This is a genomic window from Polynucleobacter sp. AM-7D1 (assembly GCF_018688455.1).
In the GTDB taxonomy this organism is placed as follows: Bacteria; Pseudomonadota; Gammaproteobacteria; order Burkholderiales; family Burkholderiaceae; genus Polynucleobacter.
The window spans coordinates 1,713,230-1,731,566 of the sequence record NZ_CP061319.1 but is presented as its reverse complement, the minus strand read 5'-3'; the positions used below and the strand labels follow the sequence as shown (position 1 = coordinate 1,731,566).

18 protein-coding genes are annotated in these 18,337 nt (G+C 45.8%); 6 read left to right on the top strand and 12 right to left on the bottom strand.

The window, feature by feature from the left end; all coding sequences use genetic code 11:
* Positions 1–5: 5 nt before the first annotated feature.
* From gmhB to GQ359_RS08990, 8 genes are read right to left on the bottom strand one after another with little or no spacing between them, the layout of a single operon-like run.
* Positions 6–578: a D-glycero-beta-D-manno-heptose 1,7-bisphosphate 7-phosphatase gene (gmhB, locus tag GQ359_RS09025; protein ID WP_215386824.1), complete on the bottom strand. Its 573-nt coding sequence runs from the start codon at positions 576–578 to the stop codon at positions 6–8.
* Positions 575–2,713, bottom strand: coding sequence for a glycine--tRNA ligase subunit beta (glyS, locus tag GQ359_RS09020; RefSeq protein ID WP_215386822.1), 2,139 nt, complete (start codon positions 2,711–2,713; stop codon positions 575–577). The genes gmhB and glyS overlap by 4 nt, the downstream gene beginning before the upstream one ends.
* Positions 2,714–2,729: 16 nt before the next feature.
* A complete protein-coding gene (gene glyQ / locus GQ359_RS09015; protein WP_215386820.1) occupies positions 2,730–3,614 on the bottom strand; it encodes a glycine--tRNA ligase subunit alpha in 885 nt (294 codons plus the stop codon).
* Between the two features lie 60 nt (positions 3,615–3,674).
* A complete protein-coding gene (lnt, locus tag GQ359_RS09010) occupies positions 3,675–5,198 on the bottom strand; it encodes an apolipoprotein N-acyltransferase (protein WP_251367867.1) in 1,524 nt (507 codons plus the stop codon).
* 8 nt (positions 5,199–5,206) lie between these two features.
* On the bottom strand, positions 5,207–6,046 hold the full coding sequence (locus GQ359_RS09005; protein WP_215302073.1) for an HlyC/CorC family transporter: 840 nt from the start codon (positions 6,044–6,046) through the stop codon (positions 5,207–5,209).
* A gap of 56 nt (positions 6,047–6,102) precedes the next feature.
* Complete coding sequence (gene ybeY / locus GQ359_RS09000) at positions 6,103–6,579, bottom strand: rRNA maturation RNase YbeY (protein ID WP_215386818.1); 477 nt, start codon at positions 6,577–6,579, stop codon at positions 6,103–6,105.
* Between the two features lies 1 nt (position 6,580).
* A complete protein-coding gene (gene miaB / locus GQ359_RS08995; protein ID WP_215386810.1) occupies positions 6,581–7,939 on the bottom strand; it encodes a tRNA (N6-isopentenyl adenosine(37)-C2)-methylthiotransferase MiaB in 1,359 nt (452 codons plus the stop codon).
* A gap of 55 nt (positions 7,940–7,994) precedes the next feature.
* On the bottom strand, positions 7,995–9,257 hold the full coding sequence (locus GQ359_RS08990; RefSeq protein ID WP_215386808.1) for a putative Na+/H+ antiporter: 1,263 nt from the start codon (positions 9,255–9,257) through the stop codon (positions 7,995–7,997).
* A gap of 82 nt (positions 9,258–9,339) precedes the next feature.
* Here GQ359_RS08990 and GQ359_RS08985 point away from each other — a divergent pair, with 82 nt between their 5' ends.
* Positions 9,340–9,750 (top strand): rhodanese-like domain-containing protein, encoded by a 411-nt coding sequence (locus tag GQ359_RS08985; protein WP_215386806.1) that lies wholly within the window; start codon positions 9,340–9,342, stop codon positions 9,748–9,750.
* 88 nt (positions 9,751–9,838) lie between these two features.
* On the top strand, positions 9,839–11,740 hold the full coding sequence (gene htpG / locus GQ359_RS08980; protein ID WP_215386804.1) for a molecular chaperone HtpG: 1,902 nt from the start codon (positions 9,839–9,841) through the stop codon (positions 11,738–11,740).
* A gap of 106 nt (positions 11,741–11,846) precedes the next feature.
* On the opposite strand, the gene GQ359_RS08975 is transcribed toward htpG, so the two are convergent.
* Together GQ359_RS08975 and GQ359_RS08970 are read right to left on the bottom strand one after the other, a co-directional pair.
* A complete protein-coding gene (locus GQ359_RS08975; RefSeq protein WP_215302058.1) occupies positions 11,847–12,134 on the bottom strand; it encodes a glycine zipper domain-containing protein in 288 nt (95 codons plus the stop codon).
* Positions 12,135–12,182: 48 nt separating this feature from the next.
* Complete coding sequence (locus tag GQ359_RS08970) at positions 12,183–12,545, bottom strand: Rap1a/Tai family immunity protein (RefSeq protein ID WP_215302056.1); 363 nt, start codon at positions 12,543–12,545, stop codon at positions 12,183–12,185.
* Between the two features lie 138 nt (positions 12,546–12,683).
* On the opposite strand from GQ359_RS08970, the gene GQ359_RS08965 reads away from it, so the two are divergent.
* Genes GQ359_RS08965 through GQ359_RS08955 form a run of 3 tightly spaced genes read left to right on the top strand, consistent with a single transcriptional unit; the run spans position 12,684 to position 15,390 of the window.
* A complete protein-coding gene (locus tag GQ359_RS08965) occupies positions 12,684–13,886 on the top strand; it encodes an ammonium transporter (protein WP_215386802.1) in 1,203 nt (400 codons plus the stop codon).
* 35 nt (positions 13,887–13,921) lie between these two features.
* Positions 13,922–14,446, top strand: a complete 525-nt coding sequence (locus GQ359_RS08960; RefSeq protein WP_215302052.1) for a gamma carbonic anhydrase family protein — start codon at positions 13,922–13,924, stop codon at positions 14,444–14,446.
* 14 nt (positions 14,447–14,460) lie between these two features.
* A complete protein-coding gene (locus GQ359_RS08955) occupies positions 14,461–15,390 on the top strand; it encodes an AEC family transporter (RefSeq protein ID WP_215386800.1) in 930 nt (309 codons plus the stop codon).
* Here GQ359_RS08955 and maiA read toward each other — a convergent pair.
* Positions 15,361–16,041, bottom strand: a complete 681-nt coding sequence (maiA, locus tag GQ359_RS08950) for a maleylacetoacetate isomerase (protein WP_215386799.1) — start codon at positions 16,039–16,041, stop codon at positions 15,361–15,363. The two genes, GQ359_RS08955 and maiA, sit on opposite strands and share 30 nt — an antisense overlap.
* An 80-nt stretch (positions 16,042–16,121) precedes the next feature.
* Here maiA and GQ359_RS08945 point away from each other — a divergent pair, with 80 nt between their 5' ends.
* Positions 16,122–16,751, top strand: coding sequence for a trimeric intracellular cation channel family protein (locus GQ359_RS08945; RefSeq protein WP_215386798.1), 630 nt, complete (start codon positions 16,122–16,124; stop codon positions 16,749–16,751).
* Here GQ359_RS08945 and GQ359_RS08940 read toward each other — a convergent pair.
* Entirely contained in the window at positions 16,738–18,336 is a 1,599-nt protein-coding gene (locus GQ359_RS08940; RefSeq protein WP_215386797.1) for a gamma-glutamyltransferase family protein, read from the bottom strand. The two genes, GQ359_RS08945 and GQ359_RS08940, sit on opposite strands and share 14 nt — an antisense overlap.
* Position 18,337: the final 1 nt, after the last annotated feature.

Here is an 18,337-nt window from a genome sequence, read left to right as displayed (position 1 = left end):
TTCTATTAAACCTTATCTTGCAGGAGTGCGGTCGCAAATGCCATCAAATCTGCATGAATCTGTGTCCCCTCAGGGAGGCCACCCTTTTCCAAAGTTTTATTACCTTTGCCGGTTAAGACTAAATGCGGGCTAGCACCTAAGGCGATGCCCGCTAGAAGGTCGCGCAAGGAATCGCCAACAATCGGTACCCCTAATAAAGGGCTGTCGCTCTGATTTTTTTTATAACGTAGTGCAATTTCTTTCATCATTCCCGGCAAAGGCTTGCGGCAATCGCATGCATTGGCATCGGTATGTGGGCAAAAGAAAATACTGTCGATATGGCCACCCAAGGGTTTGAGGAGTCTATCCATCTTGGAATGCATGGCATGGAGATCATTAATGTTGAAATATCCTCGTGCCAAACCAGACTGGTTCGTCGCTACAGCAATTTGATAGCCAGCTTGATTGAGTAGTGCAATTGCCTCAAGGCTGCCAGGCAGTGGAACCCACTCATCGCTCGACTTCACATAATCATCTCGATCTTCATTGATCACACCATCGCGATCCAGGATGATGAGTTTAGAGGAGCTGATGCTCATGCTAATTTGCCGAGATCGGCAATGAGATTCATTTTCTGGTGAAGTTGTTGCAGGAGAGCTAGTCGGTTATCACGTAGCTCTGGATTTGGATCCATCACCATCACATCAGCAAAGAATTGATCAATCGGGGCGCTGAGAGCCACGAGTGCCTTCAATAGATCTACGAACTGACGCTGCTCATAGGCGGTACTCAGTGTTGGGGTGAGTTTCTCAAGCGCCTGATGGAGGGCGATTTCAGCAGGAACTTGTAAGAGCTTGCTGGAACAAGCTGCCGGTATAGTAGTTACATTCTTTTTGAGAATATTACTGATGCGTTTATTGGCAGCTGCTAACTGAGCAGCTTCCGCTAAGGCATTAAATTCACGCAATGCAGATAAGCGATCAATTAAATCATTGAGTTGATCGGGTGACTGACTTAATACAGCCTCAATCTCTTCGGTGGTAAATGGCTTGCCAGCAACTGATTGGTCGCGTAAGTAAGCACGTAGACGATCAATGATGAAGGCGTAAATATCTTCGCCCTTAGCTTTTTCTTGAACATCTTTTTGCGGAAATTGTTTGCGAGCCAGATCAATTAACTCAGGCAGGCTCAGGCTTAGATTCTTTTCCAGTAAGAGTCGGCAAATACCTAAAGCGTGACGACGCAGGGCATATGGATCTTTGTCACCTGTCGGTGCAAGACCAACACCCCAAATGCCGACCAATGTCTCTAGCTTGTCTGCAATAGCGAGAATGGTGCCGATTTGAGTTTGTGGCAGCGCATCACCAGCAAAGCGGGGCATGTAGTGTTCGCTGCAAGCGGACGCAACTTCGGTATCTTCGCCATCATGCGTTGCATAGTAGCGACCCATGATGCCTTGAAGCTCTGGGAACTCGCCAACCATATCGGTTAGTAAATCGGTTTTAGCAATTTCAGCGGCGCGACTGGCTAAGGGCTCATTAGCTGATAAGGCTTTGGCAATACCTACTGCAATTCCTTGAACGCGCTTAGTGCGATCCAATTGATTGCCAAGCTGATTGTGATAAACCACTTTTCCAAGATCAGCTACACGGGATGCTAACGGGCGCTTTTGATCTTGTTGGAAGAAAAAGCGCGCATCGGATAGGCGCGGGCGTACCACACGTTCGTTACCAGAAATAATCGCTTCTGGCTTATCAGTCTCGATATTAGAAACAATGAGGAAGCGATTGCGTAACTTGCCTTGCTTATCAGTCAATGCAAAGTATTTTTGATTGGTCTGCATCGTCAGAATCAAGCACTCTTGAGGAACCTCCAAGAACTCTTGATCAAAATGACATTCATAAATTGCTGGCCACTCAACCAAAGCGGTTACTTCATCCAATAGGCTATCTGGCATTAACACTAAATCAGTACCAGCAGCTTTTAATAATGCAGATTCGATAAATGCACGACGCTTATCAAAGCTTGGCAATACTTTGGCATTAGTGCTGAGATCGGATTCATACTGATCTGCGGAGGCGATCGTAATAAGACCAGGAGCTAAAAAGCGATGACCTTCAGTTTGATTGGCTGCGTCAATTCCTAGTGCGCTGATATTAAGAACTTGTTTGCCATGCAGGGCAATGATGCGGTGTGCTGGTCGAGCAAACTCAACGTCTGCTAATTCACTATTTTTTTGTAGCACTTGATAGTGCATCATTTTGGCGATGGGTAATTTGCTGAGTGTTTGCTCAAGCGCTTGTTGGGCAGTCTGCTCTAATGCTGCGCCTTTAGCGACGACATTGAGATATAGCGCTTCATTTTTCCCTTCACCTGATTTTTCCAGGGTGGAGAGATTGATATCAGCGTAACCTAAAGAGGCTAATTTCTTTTGTAGGGGTGCAGTAGCTTTGCCTTCTGCATCAAAAGCAATGCTGGTTGGCAGTAATTTTTCGCGTACTGGATAGTCTGGCGCTTGGCTCAAGACATTCGTAACCTGAACAGCAAGGCGGCGCGGTGTAGCGAAGCCAGTAGCAACAGAATTTTCACTTAAGAGGCCAGCGGACTTCAGTGTGGAATAAATACCATCACTGAAGGCGTCACCTAAGCGGCGTAATGATTTTGGTGGCAACTCTTCTGTAAATACTTCAATCAGAAGATTGTCTGATTGAGAGAGGGAATTCGGTGTACTCATAATTAGATCGAGCTGATTAGGCTTTGGATTGACGTTCGCACATCGGGAAACCTAACTTCTCGCGAGACTCAAAGTAAGCCTGCGCTACTGCACGAGATAGGTTACGGATGCGTCCGATATAAGCAGCACGCTCAGTCACTGAAATAGCGCCGCGCGCATCCAGTAAGTTAAAGGTGTGTCCAGCCTTGAGTACCATTTCGTAAGCGGGTAAGGCTAAAGGTACTTCCATCAAACGCTTGGCTTCACTCTCGTAATTGGCGAAGTTTGCAAACAAGAGGTCGGTATTGGAGTGTTCAAAGTTGTAGCAAGATTGCTCTACTTCATTCTGGTGATACACATCACCATAAGAGATGCCGTCGGCCCAAACGAGGTCATATACGTTGGAGCAATTTTGGATGTACATCGCTAAGCGCTCAATGCCGTAGGTGATTTCGCCTAAAACAGGTTTGCAATCAATGCCACCCACTTGCTGGAAATAAGTGAACTGAGTTACTTCCATACCGTTAAGCCAAACTTCCCATCCTAAGCCCCACGCACCCAGGGTTGGGTTTTCCCAATCGTCCTCAACAAAGCGGACGTCGTTTTTTTGAAGATCAAGGCCTAAGGCAGCAAGCGAGCCCAAGTAGAGCTCAAGAATATTTTCTGGCGCTGGTTTAAGCACCACCTGGTACTGGTAGTAGTGCTGCAAACGGTTTGGATTTTCTCCATAGCGACCATCTTTTGGTCTACGTGAAGGTTGGACGTAAGCCGCTTTCCATGGCTCAGGGCCAATGGCCCTCAAGAAAGTGGCTGTATGAGATGTACCGGCACCGACCTCAAGGTCAATAGGTTGCAATAGGGCGCAACCTTGTTGGTCCCAGTAATCTTGGAGTTTGAGAATGATTTGCTGAAAAGTAAGCATGATTTACCTGGCTAAGCCTTTGATTTTACATGGCTAAGCAGGTGAACTATGAAATCGCGATTAGTTTCGTTTATGACGAATCAGACCCAGTATGAGCAAGAGGCAAGAAAGACCCAAAATGGGGGCATTTCCCCAAATGACATAAGGGGTTTTGCCAGAGTAGGCTTGAATCTTCAGGCTGAGCGTGCCTTGGGTAAATTCGCCAAGCTGAGATAGTACTTTCCCGTCTGGACCAAGGGCTGCTGTAATGCCCGTATTTGTCGCACGTAGCGCTGGGAGGCCCGTCTCTAGGGATCGTAGCTGGGATAGTCTTAATTGCTGCGCTGGTGCTTGAGAGTCCCCAAACCAAGCCAGATTAGTCATATTGATCAACAAGTTAACAGGTTTACTGCTCTGATCAATTCGGGACGCTAGCTCCCCGCCAAAGACGTCCTCATAGCAAATCGTGATTGCTGCATGAATTGATTCCTTCCCGGAACGAATGATGGTGAAGGGGGCTTGATCTAATGTGCCGCGTGCAAAGTCGCTCATAGGAACATGGAAAGCATTCACGAACCAATGAAAGCCAGGCGGAATAAATTCACCAAAGGGTACCAAGTGGGATTTGTCATATTGATAGCTTGGAGCATTAGGAGAAAGTCCAAGAGCCCGGTTGGTGTACTTCGGATTACTAGAGCCAGCCACCTCTCCAATCAAACCAAGCAAAACATTGCTAGAGGTATTCGTGGAAAACTGTTGGAGAGATCCCAGTAATCCAGTTGGAAGATTGCTTTGTGGCCAAGGATATGCGGTCTCTGGAGTAATGATGAGATCAGCCGATTGACTCTCAATAGCATTGGTATAAAAACTAAACTGGTCTTCAATAGATTTGGGGTTGAACTTGAGGCTTTGCTCAAAATTACCTTGAATTAAACGCACACTGAGTGGCTCGCCAATTGGGCTTGTGAAAGTCCACAAGCTCGCGAGTTGTGCAAGTGCAATCGTAGAAATAATGCAAGCACTGCTAAAGAACATATTTTTCTTTAACTGACTGATTTCCCAAGAGACCCACACCACTAAAAATGTGCAGGCTAGGCCACCGAAGAATGGCGCCACCGGTGCGAAGGGGCCGTTGAATTGGGCTTCAGCAAGCCCCATCCAAGGAAAGCCAGTTAAGACTACGCTACGAAGGTATTCAATTAGCACCCAAGATGCTGCTAGCACCAAGCCTGTTAAGTACTTGCGTCTAGGTAAACAGAGAGCGAGGGAGGCGCAGGAGAAAAATAAAGCCATTCCTGCTGCTAGTAAGAAAACAGCTAAACCAGAAGCGGCTGCATGCATACCACCGACATCATGCAGGCTAATATAGATCCACCATAAGCCCAGAACAAAGTAGCCTAGACCAAAAGACATTCCAGAGATAAATTGATTTTTAATGGACGGTCTTGCTTGCTGGCTCATCCGCCACCAAATCAAACTCAGAATCGGGATTTGTATCCAGCCACCATAAGTTAGCTCAGCAGCAGCGGCTAGCAAGGCTCCCAGAAAAAATAGCAGCAACACATTGATGCCATTACCAAACCTGGTTGATTGCTGATCAATCAAATTAATTCTCAGGGAAGTTTTTTAGGGAGTTGTCTTGCGAGCAGAATATGTATCTGTCTTGGGTCGGCGCGCTGAACCTCAAATTCAATTCCGTCAATCTCAATCAGTTCACCCATCTTCGGTACTCGACCAAGATGTTGAATGACTAAGCCGGCAATAGTTTCAATATCTTCATCGTGGAATTGAGTGCCTAGAGCCTCATTAAATTGCTCTAACTCCGTAATGCCTTTGACACGAATATCGCCATTATCTAAAGAGATTAGATTGTCTGCTTCTTCGTCAATATCATGCTCATCTTCAATATCACCAACAATTTGCTCAAGCACGTCTTCAATCGTGATCACTCCAGCTACGCCGCTGTATTCATCTACAACAATCGCTAAGTGATTTCGGTTGTCTTTGAAGTCGCGCAGTAAAACGCTCAAACGTTTAGATTCTGGAATGAAAACTGCGGGGCGGAGCCAATCGCGTACCTGAAAATCTTTTTCAGAGGAGTGACGCAATAAGTCTTTTGCTAGCAAGGTGCCAATGACATTGTCGCGACTACCTTCAAACACTGGAAAGCGTGAGTGGGCTGCAGTAATTACACTCTGGATAATTTCAGGCAGTGATTGGTTGATATCAATCCAATCAATCTGAGCTCTAGGAATCAAAATATCGCGAGCACACAGTTGCCCCACTTGGAATACACCCTCGATCATGGAGAGGGCATCCGCATCAATCAAGCCCTCGGACTGTGCTTCTCTGAGGGTCTCAATGAGTTCTTGGCGACGTTCTGCTGGGCTGGTTGGCTGTGGCGTTAAAAAATCGGCCAAGCGTTCTAAAAGGGATTTATTGGGGTCAGGCATGTAATAAGAATATCGTAAAAATATGTAAATTCAGTGAACGAGGTGTTGAGGATGCTTTAAACGGGTGCGTAAGGGTTTCTAAAACCCAAGGATTTGAGAATAGCGATTTCCTTACTCTCCATTTTGCTTGCTTCAGCATTGCTCTCATGGTCAAGTCCTTGGGCATGCAAGCATCCATGAATAATGAGGTGAGCTAAGTGAGCCTGAGCAGTCTTAGCTTGTTCCCTCGCCTCTTTTTGAATTACGGGCAGGCAAAAAATAATATCGGCAGTCAATGTCTTTTTAGTTAGCTCATATGGAAAGGTGAGCACATTGGTCGCGTAATCTTTGTTCCGAAAAGCAAAATTCAACTTTTTACCCTCAGCAGCATTAACGAAGCGCAAGGTGACGAGGCCGCTCAGGTGGGTGCTGGCTTTCACCCATTTTTTAATTGCTGCTAAAGAGGCAATCGTAAGCACTTTATCTTCAATGGGAGCACTAGCAAATTGAATATCAATTTCCAATTTAGAGGAAGTCGCTTGCTTGATTGCCATCTTAATGGGTATAGGTTGAAGCGAGTTCGCTAATAAGCTCACCACGGAGAGTGTAGTTAAGCACTTCAGTAATGCGTATGTCTACCATTTCACCTATGAGTGATTCAATATCTTTATTTGGTGCAGCAAAGTGAATCACGCGATTGTTGGCAGCGCGACCTTGTAGATTTACACCATCTTTTGCTAGGCCTTCAACGAGTACTCGCTCAGTATTGCCCAACATGTTTTTACTAATTTGATTTGCTTGTGACTCCACTAGGGCAAGCAATGTTTGTAGTCGCTTGAGTTTGACCTCATAAGGCGTGTCATCGCTCAGATTGGCAGCGGGTGTACCGGGACGTGCGCTGAAAATAAAGCAAAAGCTGTTATCAAAATTGAGCTCTTCCACCATCTTCAAGAGCCTTGCAAAATCCTCATCGGTCTCGCCTGGAAAGCCCACAATGAAGTCGCTAGAGAGCGTCAAGTCGGGCCTCACTGCGCGCATCTTGCGAATAATGCTTTTGTATTCTAGAGCGGTATAGCCACGTTTCATGGCGGATAAAACCGAGTCAGATGCGTGTTGTACTGGAAGATGTAAATGACTCACCAACTTGGGAACTTTGGCATAGACATCAATTAAGCGCTGGGTAAATTCTTTGGGATGGCTAGTGGTAAAGCGAATTCTTTCAACACCTGGAATCTCTGCAACGTATTCAATCAAGAGTGCAAAGTCTGCGATTTCTTCTGTATCACCCATTTTGCCCAAATAGGCGTTAACGTTTTGACCGAGCAGCACAATTTCTTTTACGCCTTGCGCAGCCAGGCCTGCTACTTCAGTTAATACATCATCAAACGGACGCGATACTTCTTCGCCACGAGTGTAAGGAACAACGCAATAGCTGCAATACTTTGAGCAACCCTCCATGATGGAGACGTAAGCAGAACCACGAGTTTGGCGCGAGGCAGGTAGGTGGTCAAACTTTTCTATCTCCGGGAAAGAAATATCTACCTGAGATCTACCGGTTTCGCGACGTTGAGCGATCAGATCAGATAGGCGATGTAATGTTTGCGGACCAAAGACGACATCAACATAAGGCGCCCTGCTAATAATTTGTTGACCTTCTTGACTGGCAACGCAACCTCCAACACCAATTAATAAATCGGGTTTGGTTTTTTTGAGTTCACGCAAGCGACCTAAATCGGAAAATACTTTATCTTCTGCTTTTTCACGAATAGAGCAGGTGTTCAGTAGAACGACATCTGCATCTTCAGGCGTGTCAGTCATGACCATGCCCTCATCGGCATGTAGGAGATCGGCCATCTTTCCCGAGTCATACTCGTTCATTTGACAGCCGAAGGTTTTGATATAGAGCTTTTTCATACGCCGTTCTCAGGTTTATAACTGGGGGCCAAGCTCAAATTTTACAAAAAACAAATTACAGCAAGCGCAGAGCCAAAATAGCAACAATCGTTGGAGGTAATGCGCCTAGGAAGAGATACAGCGCAGAAACCGCGCCATTCGGGAAGTGGCTACGTAAGATCGCCAAACCAGCTGGGTTAGGTGCGTTAGCAATCACGGTTAAGCCGCCACCAGCTACCGCGCCACCAACCAAAGCCAGCTTGAACTCTGGAGAGGTTCCAGTGACAAGGGAGCCAAGATAAGTCAGCGCCGCGTTATCAGTAATCGCAGTAAGCGCTGTCGCTCCATAGAAGACCGCGGTTGGACTCATCTTCTCCAGGAGTGGTTGCAGCCACCAACCTTGTAGGGCGCCTAAGACTACCAAGCCGGCAAGGAAGAATCCAACTAATAAGGCCTCACGCAAAATCAATGGGCTTTGATGTTTTGGATAAGCAGTGGTGTAGCCAATAAAGAATAACAAGAGCCACATGAAAATAACTGGGTCATGTGCGAAGTAAACAATGCCCGCTAAGAACAGCAAATGAACTGAAGTAACGGTGAACGGAATTTTTTCAGGAATCTTTTTCTCTTCTGGTTCAACGAGCTGGCGGTGGAACAACAGCGTCAGGATTAGTGAGTTGACAAAGATCGCAGCACTACATGCCAGGCCAAAGTTGAAGAACATGAAACTGCTTGACCAACCCCAGGTAGAAGCTACCATCAGTACGGGCGGCGCAGCAAAATTGGTCAGAGTGCCACCAATCGAGACGTTGACGAAAAGTACCCCTAAGGTTCCAAAGAGTAAGGGGGTTGAGCATTTATGTTTGTAAACCAAATCACGTAATAAGAAGGCTGCAAGAGTCATCGCTGCTGGCTCAGTAATAAATGAACCTAGCAATGGTGTTAAGAACAAGGTGAGGAAGTACAGCATGGGGGCTTCGCGAGTTCGTAAAGCCACATGTAAAAACTTGCCCAAGCTATAAAGAAGGTGGGTTGCAAAAGTCAGGATAGGCTTGCTACCCGCAGCCACCATGATAGCGAATACAAAAAGCGGCTCTGTGAAATTACGCTTGCTTGCGTATTCTCTGGCGCTATCAAGGCCAGTCGTAAAACCGATATAAATTAGTAGTACTGCTGCCCAGAAACCAAAGACAATTTCTACTTCGCCAAGTAGGTGCCATAAGCCCGAATGCAGGCGAGACTTTTTCGCTAGAGTTTCAAAATAGGAAGTGCTAAAGGTGTGCAGTACTGCTATCGCAAAAATAATACTGGCACCGAGTTCTGTAGGGGTAAAGTTCATGGGAAGATATTATCAGACTGTAGTTTTAACTAATTCGATTTTTGTTTAACTGCCATTAATCACTATCTGTATAGGGGTAAATATGAGTTTAATTCTGGGTTATGAGGATTTAATCGCCAATGCGATGGCTCAGATTGAAACGGTGCCCTTGGATCAGGCCGAAACCCTGCTTGATGATGAAAATACTGTTTTTGTCGACATTCGGGATGTTCGGGAATTAGAGCGCGAAGGCATGATTCCCGGTGCTTTTCATGCTCCCCGGGGGATGCTGGAGTTTTGGGTGGATCCTAAAAGCCCCTATTTCAAGCCGATTTTTGGTGAGGGTAAGCGTTTAGTGCTTTATTGCGCCTCGGCTTGGAGGTCCTCCTTGGCCACCGAAACCCTTCAAAAAATGGGAGTTCCCCGTGTTTGCCACTTAGAGGGCGGTTTTGGCGCCTGGAAAAAGGCCGGACTTACCGTGGCTGAAAAGCACCCAAAACCCCATTCTGCCTAGTCCACCCCATTTTGAGCCTTGAAATGCTGGATTTTGACCCCATCTAGGGTCAATCTAGTTGATTGGTATTCATTAAGGGGGTAGCTATATGACTGTTGCTAGTAAAGAGACTTTGGGCTTTCAGGCCGAAGTAAAGCAATTATTGCAGTTGATGATTCATTCCTTGTACTCCAACAAGGAAATTTTTCTTCGTGAGTTAATTTCTAATTCGTCTGATGCTTCAGACAAGCTCCGCTTTGAGGGGATTGAGCATCCAGATTGGTATGGTGATGATCCTGATTTAAAGATCAAGGTCAGTTTTGATAAGGCCGCTAGAACCGTCACTATTTCTGATAATGGCATTGGCATGAGTCGAGATGAGGTGATTGCCAATCTAGGAACGATAGCTCGATCCGGAACGAAAGAATTTTTCTCAAAACTCTCTGGCGATCAGCAAAAAGATGCAGCTTTGATTGGTCAGTTTGGTGTTGGTTTTTATTCAGCATTTATTGTTGCCGATCGCATTACTGTAGAAACTCGTCGAGCTGGTTTGCCAGCTGCTGACGGTGTGCGCTGGGAATCTGATGGTTCAGGTGAGTTCACTGTAGAAAGTATCGATCGCCCACAACGCGGCACTTCTATCACTATGCATTTGCGCGATGGTGAAGATGACTTCCTTTCTACGCACAAGCTGAAGTCAATTATTCGCAAATATTCCGATCACATCTCTTTGCCTATTCAGATGAATAAAGAAGAGTGGGATGCAGATAAAAAAGAGCAGGTAATCAAGGATGAGCTTGAGAGTATTAATCAGTCCAGTGCTTTATGGGCGCGCTCCAAATCAGAAATTACCGAAGAGCAATACAACGAGTTCTACAAGCATCTATCCCATGATTATGAAAACCCACTCTGCTATTCATTAAATCGGGTAGAGGGCCGTAGCGAATTTACACAACTGTTGTATGTTCCAGCGCGGGCACCATTTGATTTGTGGGATCGTAATAAACATGGTGGAATCAAGTTGTATGTAAAGCGAGTATTCATCATGGATGATGCTGAGCAACTGATGCCTATGTATCTACGTTTTGTTACTGGTGTGATTGACTCAACAGATTTGCCATTGAATGTCTCTCGTGAAATTCTGCAAGAGTCGCGTGATGTGAAGGTTATTCGGGAGAGTTCAACTAAGCGTGTGCTGAGCATGCTGGAAGAGTTGGCTAATAGCGATGATGAGGCCAAAAAAGAAAAGTACCGCACTTTCTGGGCGCAGTTTGGACAAGTACTGAAAGAGGGTGTTGGCGAAGATCAAGTGAACCAAGAGCGCATTTTGAAACTCTTGCGTTTTGCAAGTACGCACTCTGACTCAGTTGAGCAAACAGTTTCATTGGCAGACTACATATCCAGAATGAAAGAAGGTCAGGACAAAATTTATTATGTCACTGGCGATTCATTTAACGCTGCCAAGAACAGCCCCCACTTAGAAATCTTCCGCAAGAAGGGCGTTGAAGTTTTGCTACTTTCTGACCGTGTGGATGAATGGATGCTTTCTTTCTTTACAGAGTTTGATGGCAAGCACATGACTTCAGTAGCTAAGGGCGGACTTGATCTGGGCAATCTTAGTGATGAGAATGAAAAGAAAGAGCATGAAGAAACTGAAAAGAATTTCAAGGATCTGCTCGATCGTATGAAAGCTGCCTTGGAAGACAAGGTCAAGGATGTGCGTGTCACTTTCCGCTTGACTGACTCTCCAGCATGTTTAGTTTCTGATGAGAATGAGCTCTCCGGTAATTTATTACGGATGCTCAAGGCTGCAGGACAGCAAGCGCCAGACACAAAACCCATTCTCGAAATCAATCCTGAGCATCCTTTGCTCCTCAAGTTGAAATCAGATAACCAGCATTTTGATGAGTGGACGCAAGTCTTGTTTGATCAAGCGCTCTTGGCAGAAGGTGGTCAATTAAATGATCCTGCTGCTTATGTAAAACGGATTAATCAATTGCTGTTAAGTTAAGTCTATAACTGAGGCTTTAAAAGAAAAACCCGACTTGCGAATAACAAGTCGGGTTTTTTATTAACTACTCTAAATCTACAGCACTACCAATGCGAATGATGTCGGATTAGTTTGGTGCTTTAGCTGGTTGATTATTTTTGCCAGCGTTGTAACCAGAGTTGTATTCAGATGCTTGCTCTTTTTTGTAGGCATCGTATACATAGCCAGATGCTGCACCAACCGCAGCGCCACCAACTGCACCCCAGATTGGGTTGCCGTGAAAAATAGCCGTACCAACTGCACCTGCAGCTGCGCCGATACTAGCGCCAGATAAGGTACGTTGTTCTGTGTTGCTCATATTCGAGCAACCTGCGATTGCTAGGGTTGCAGCAGTAATAGCGATAATTTTTTTCATATCAACTGTTCCTTATGTCTATAGATTAAATATGCTGAGTAGCTTGGATTATTTTTTGGCGCAAGGAAAGCGTGATGCCAAGAAGCCCAAGAAAACGCCGGCTGCCGGTTTGTCTGCGGCCTGTTGGTTAGCATCAGCAAATTTTACAAACTCACCAATAACCTCATCACGGGCCGGAGCTGGTTGCTTAACGCAAATGTAAGGCTTGGCACGTTGTGGGTGACGTGTGGCTAAGTAAGTGTCATAAATAGCTGTGGTGTAACCAATGCAAAAGCTGCGGGATTCTGGGCTAGCTGGTAATTTGCAAACTTTTGCCAGTTCTTGTGTGCTCAGAACAGGAATTTTCTCCTGTGCTTGTGCCAAGCCAGAAAAAGCAGCCAAAATAGCCAAAATTGATAAAACTTTTTTCATGGGTTCTCCCTCGAGTGTATATATTTTGATAATAAACCATGTTGCAGCGCATAAATTGCACTAAATGAGTGCAATCCCAGAAAAATGTGCCCTATATATTCCCCATAATGATGCACAAAATATCAGGGAGGTGCTTCAATGGAAGTCTTGAAATCAGGCAGTGATGTCCTATTTATATTGCTCGGCGCCATTATGGTTTTGGCAATGCACGCAGGGTTTGCTTTTTTAGAGCTCGGTACAGTTCGTAAAAAGAACCAAGTCAATGCTTTAGTCAAAATCTTGGTCGACTTTGCTGTTTCGACAATCGCTTATTTCTTTATTGGTTACAGCATTGCTTATGGCGTGAACTTTTTCTCAGGCGCAGAATTATTAGCCGAGAAAAATGGCTATGAGCTAGTTAAATTCTTTTTCTTATTGACCTTTGCTGCTGCAATTCCAGCCATTATTTCTGGTGGTATTGCAGAGCGGGCTAAATTTAATCCGCAATTAATTGCAACCTTTGTCTTGGTGGGCTTTGTCTATCCATTCTTTGAGGGCATTGCATGGAATCAGCACTACGGCATTCAGGCTTGGATTAAGGGGTTGACTGGCGAAGAGTTCCATGATTTTGCGGGCTCGATCGTGGTCCACGCAGTAGGAGGATGGATTGCATTGCCGGCGATTATTTTGCTGGGTGCGCGTCGTGGACGTTACACCAAAGAAGGTCATATTGCTGCACACCCACCCTCAAGCATTCCTTTCTTGGCTTTGGGCGCTTGGATTTTGGCGGTAGGTTGGTTTGGCTTTAACGTGATGAGTGCGCAGACCATTGATAAGGTCAGTGGCTTGGTAGCGATGAACTCTTTGATGGCAATGGTTGGCGGTACTTTAGCTGCATGGGTGATTGGTCGAAATGATCCTGGCTTTACTTACAACGGCCCCCTAGCTGGTTTAGTGGCAGTCTGCGCTGGATCAGACTTAATGCATCCATTGGGCGCATTAGTCGTGGGCTTAATTGCTGGCGGTCTATTTGTATATATGTTCACCTTAGTGCAAAACCGCTGGAAGATTGACGATGTATTAGGCGTTTGGCCATTACATGGCTTGTGTGGTTTGTGGGGCGGTTTAGCGGCTGGTATTTTTGGAAGTAAGGCGCTTGGTGGGATGGGTGGCGTTACCTTCTTAGGGCAATTCATTGGCAGCTTCCTGGGTGTGGCAATCGCTTTGATAGGGGGTATCGTGGTTTACGGCCTCTTGAAAGCATTCTTGGGTATCCGTATGTCACATGAAGAAGAATATGACGGTGCTGATTTGAGTATTCACCGTATTTCTTCTACGCCAGACCGAGAGCCTAACTGGTAGGCTTTCATAAATATAGCCATTACCTATAATGGGTCATGGCTATATTTGAACTAGACGGAAATGCCCCCCAGTTAGCTGAGGGGGCTTGGGTTGCCGAGAGCGCTGAAGTAATCGGCATGGTTGAGCTCCAAAAAAATGCGAGCGTTTGGCCTCAGGTAGTAGTACGCGGGGACAACGACCATATTCAGATTGGTGAGGGTAGTAATGTGCAGGATGCTTCTGTCTTGCATACTGACCCAGGCTATCCCTTAGTCATTGGCAAACACGTGACTGTTGGTCATAAAGTGATGCTGCATGGTTGTCAGATTGGTGACGGCAGTTTGATTGGTATTGGCGCAGTTATTTTGAATGGCGCCAAAATTGGTAAGAACTGTCTTGTGGGTGCAGGCGCTTTAATCACCGAGGGAAAAGAGTTTCCAGATGGTTCGATGATTTTGGGCACGCCCGCAAAAGTGGTGAAGTCACTCAGTCCAGAGCAAATTGCAGGCATTAACGATATCGCAGGACGCTATGTGCAAAATGCTCTGCGGTATCAAGCGACACTACGCAAGATTGCGTAATTAAGACTTTTCCCGTGATCTACGTATTTAACGTTCTCTTCCCCGTATTTGCACTCATCTCATTGGGCTACTTAAGTGGCAAAAGTGGTAAGTTGGGCGCTAATGCATCTATTGAGCTCAATCGATTTGTTATCTGGCTTGCGTTACCCGCCCAGCTCTTTAACTTCGCAGCGAATAGTGGTTGGGAGACACTCTGGCAGCCTGGATTTATTGCTGCTTTTTTAATTAGTGCCTTGATTGTTTTTGTTCTCGCACTCAGCCTCTATTGGTATCAAGGGCGCGACTTGGCAGCAGCAAGCTTTGCTGGTTTGAGTGCCTCTTATTCGAATACCGGTTACATGGGTATACCGTTATGTTTATTAGCGCTTGGTCAAGATGGTCTAGCGCCTGCCATCATTGCTACTTTCCTGGTGTTTATTCTGTTTGCATTGGCGACGATTCTCATTGAGATCGACATGTTGTCGCATAAAAAGTCTCATGAAATAGTTTGGAGTGTGCTGAAATCCTTGGCCTCTAATCCGCTCTTGGTGTCACCTGTATTAGGTCTAGCATGGGCTGCTTCTGGTTGGGTGATTTACGATCCATTGGCGCAAGTGCTTTCATTTTTGGCGGCAGCAGCAACCCCTTGCGCGTTGGTATCAATCGGATTATTTCTGATTCGTAAAGATGAAAATGCTTCGAGCAAAGTTTGGGGTATTAGCTTTGGCAAGCTGATTATTCAGCCAATCATTGCCTGGTTAATTGCTGGCCCTCTTTTGGAATTGCCTACGCTATGGGTCAATGCTGCGGTGATATTAGCGGCCATGCCAACTGGCACAGGACCATATATGCTGGCTCAGTACTACATGGCAGATGGCAGAGTCATTTCTCGTGTAGTGCTTGTTACTACTGTTGGATCACTACTGACCCTCTCGCTATTCCTTTGGTGGAATAGAGGGGTTTAATCCCTCCGCATCAATTTGTTTTTCCCAGGCCGCATCAATGAAAGCCGGTAGGGTCATACATTCATCAAATATCTTCATAAGTGTCGGGTAGGTTTTCATATTCAATTTAGCGCTGAGCGCATTAAAGATCTGCGGGACAAGGCAAGCATCAATCAAGCCCGGTTGATCTCCAAAAGAAAAGCGACCTACTCTAGAATCTGAACTTAATTGTTTCTCTAGGTTCTCTAAACCCAGCATCATCCAATGCCGACTCCACATATCTTTGTTCTCAGCACTAACACCTAAGTTTTTCATTAAGTAGCGCAGTACTCTCAAATTGCCAATAGGATGAACATCGATAGCGATATCCATTGCTAAAGCGCGCACCCAAGCCCGATCGATTGCATGCTTAGGGAGTAGTGGTGGGTTGGGATACGTTTCTTCAAGATACTCAATGATGGCTAGCGATTGATGAATAGCATGATCACCTTCAATTAAAAGAGGCACTAGGCGAGTAGGGTTTTTAGCAGTGTATTCAGCGCTAGTGTGTTCGCCACCATTCTTGAGAAGATGAATTGGAATGATTTGATGATCGATCCCTTTTAAATTGAGGGCAATGCGCACTCTAAAAGCTGCTGAGCTACGCCAAAAACTATAAAGTTGGGTTTTCATAAGAATTTCCTGTGATCGTAAGTCTCAGTATATTCAGGACTTCATTGCTCGTCTCACTCGAGTGCTTTAGACTCAATGTCATGGATCAAATTAATTTCTGGATTGGCATGATCGCCACAGTTGCCTTTGCTGTTACAGGGGTTTTAGCAATTTCCGATCGTGGCGTCGATTTATTTGGCGTTTTGGTTTTGGGTGTGATTACTGCAATTGGTGGCGGTACGATTCGTGACATGATTTTAGATGTCCCAGCTTTTTGGTCAATTTCGCAAATTTATATCTGGGTTGCTCTTGGTGCATGCGTGTTGACGTTTGTGGCGGAATCGTTTTTTACTCAACCGCAGATCTATCGGATGATGCTCTATATAGATGGTCTGGGTGCGGCTTTGTTTGGGATTCAAGGAGCGGATAAAGTCTGGAATCTTGGATTCGGTTTGCCGGTAGCACCTGTCATCTTGGGTGTGGTTACTGCTATTGGCGGTGGACTATTGCGAGATGTCTTGGCGGGTAGAAAAACTTTACTCATGTCTCATGAGTTATATGCTATTCCTGTGACTATTGGATGCACCCTCTATGTATTAGCGCTGAATTATTTTCCGCAATACACGCTAGAAGCTTCGGTCGTTTGCATGCTCGCTATATTTGGATTACGCGTAGCTGCCATTCATTGGGATCTACGCGTACCCAAATTATTTATTACTAATAAGCGCTAACTGCCCCATCGCTACGTGGGTCCCAGCCGCCACGCAAGGTTCCAGAGGGCTCTCGAATAATACAGCCCGCATGCCCTACAGTTTCATCAAAAGCATCTAGCATTTCAATTTCATGCCCAAGAGCATGGAGCTCTTTAGCAACCCACGGGTTAAAACGCGACTCGAGTTTTAAGCTATCGCTAGTTTGCCCCCAGGTTCGCCCTAATAACCAGCGAGGACGACTAATTGCATCTTGAGGATCAAGTCCATATGTGGCTGTGCGCGTAAAGACTGCGCATTGTGTTTGGGGTTGTCCATCGCCTCCCATCGTTCCATAAACCATGGAACGTCCGTCTTTAAATAAAGCCATGGCTGGATTTAATGTGTGGAACGGCTTGCGATAGGGCTCTAAGTGATTCAGTGTTTTAGGATCTAATGAAAAACTACAGCCACGATTTTGCCAATTGACGCCGGATTTCGGTAATACGATTCCTGCGCCAAATTCATGATAGATACTTTGAATGAAAGAAACGCAGTTGCCTTCACCATCGACTACGCCCATCCAAATCGTGTCGGCAGGGCCCTTACCTTGACCCCAAGGCAAAGCTTTTTCAGGATCAATATTTTTAGCGAGTTTTTTTAAGAATGCTGGCGCTAAGAAAGATTGTGCGTGCTTTGCCATATAAGCGGGATCAGTGACATATTGATCTCTGACTTTAAAAGCTTGCTTGGTGGCTTCAACACAATGGTGTACATACTCAGCGCTGTCTACTTTGAAGCGCTTTAAGTTGAGTTGATCCAAGATTCCCAAAATCATCAGCGACACGACACCTTGAGTTGGCGGAGTCATGTTGTAGACATTCCCTAGGCTGTGTTTTAACTCCAGTGGATCAATTAATTTTGCATGGTGACGATGTAGGTCGCTGAGTCTTAATGGGCTACCTAGCTCAGTGAGTTCTTTTGCTAATAGCTCTGCTAAGTCTCCGCGGTAATAATCCTCAGTTCCTTTGCGGGCAATTTGGCGCAAGGTCTTGGCTAGGCGATCTTGTTTAAAGATGCTGCCAACGGCAGGCGCTTGGCCGTTTACTAAAAAGGTATTTGCAAAACCTGGTATATCAATGAGCTCTGCACGCTTCTTGGCAGTTAAGCTTGATTGACTGTGGGTAACTGGCACACCAGCTTCTGCGTAGTAGATGGCATCTGCCAAGAGGCGGGAGAGCGGAAGCTTGCCGCGAAGACCTTGTTGAGAAAGTTTCTGCGCAGCGCCCCAACCAGAAATAGTGCCTGCAACAGTATTAGCTGCAACAGCGCCTCTAAATGGAATCGCTTTAGTAATGCCGCGCTCTGCGTACCAGTTTTTAGTGGCTAATCCTGCTGCGGCTCCGCAAGCATCAATACCCCCCATTGCTTTTCCGGGTGAATGCACGACCCAGAATGAGTCTCCACCAATCGAATTCATGTGGGGATAGACCACTGCAATCGTTGCAGCAGCGGCAATCATTGCCTCTAAAGCATTCCCACCCTCTTTAAGAACCCCTAAGGCTGACTCAGATGCAAGTGAGTGTGGCGCTACCGCCATTCCGCGAATACCCCATTTTGGTTGCATT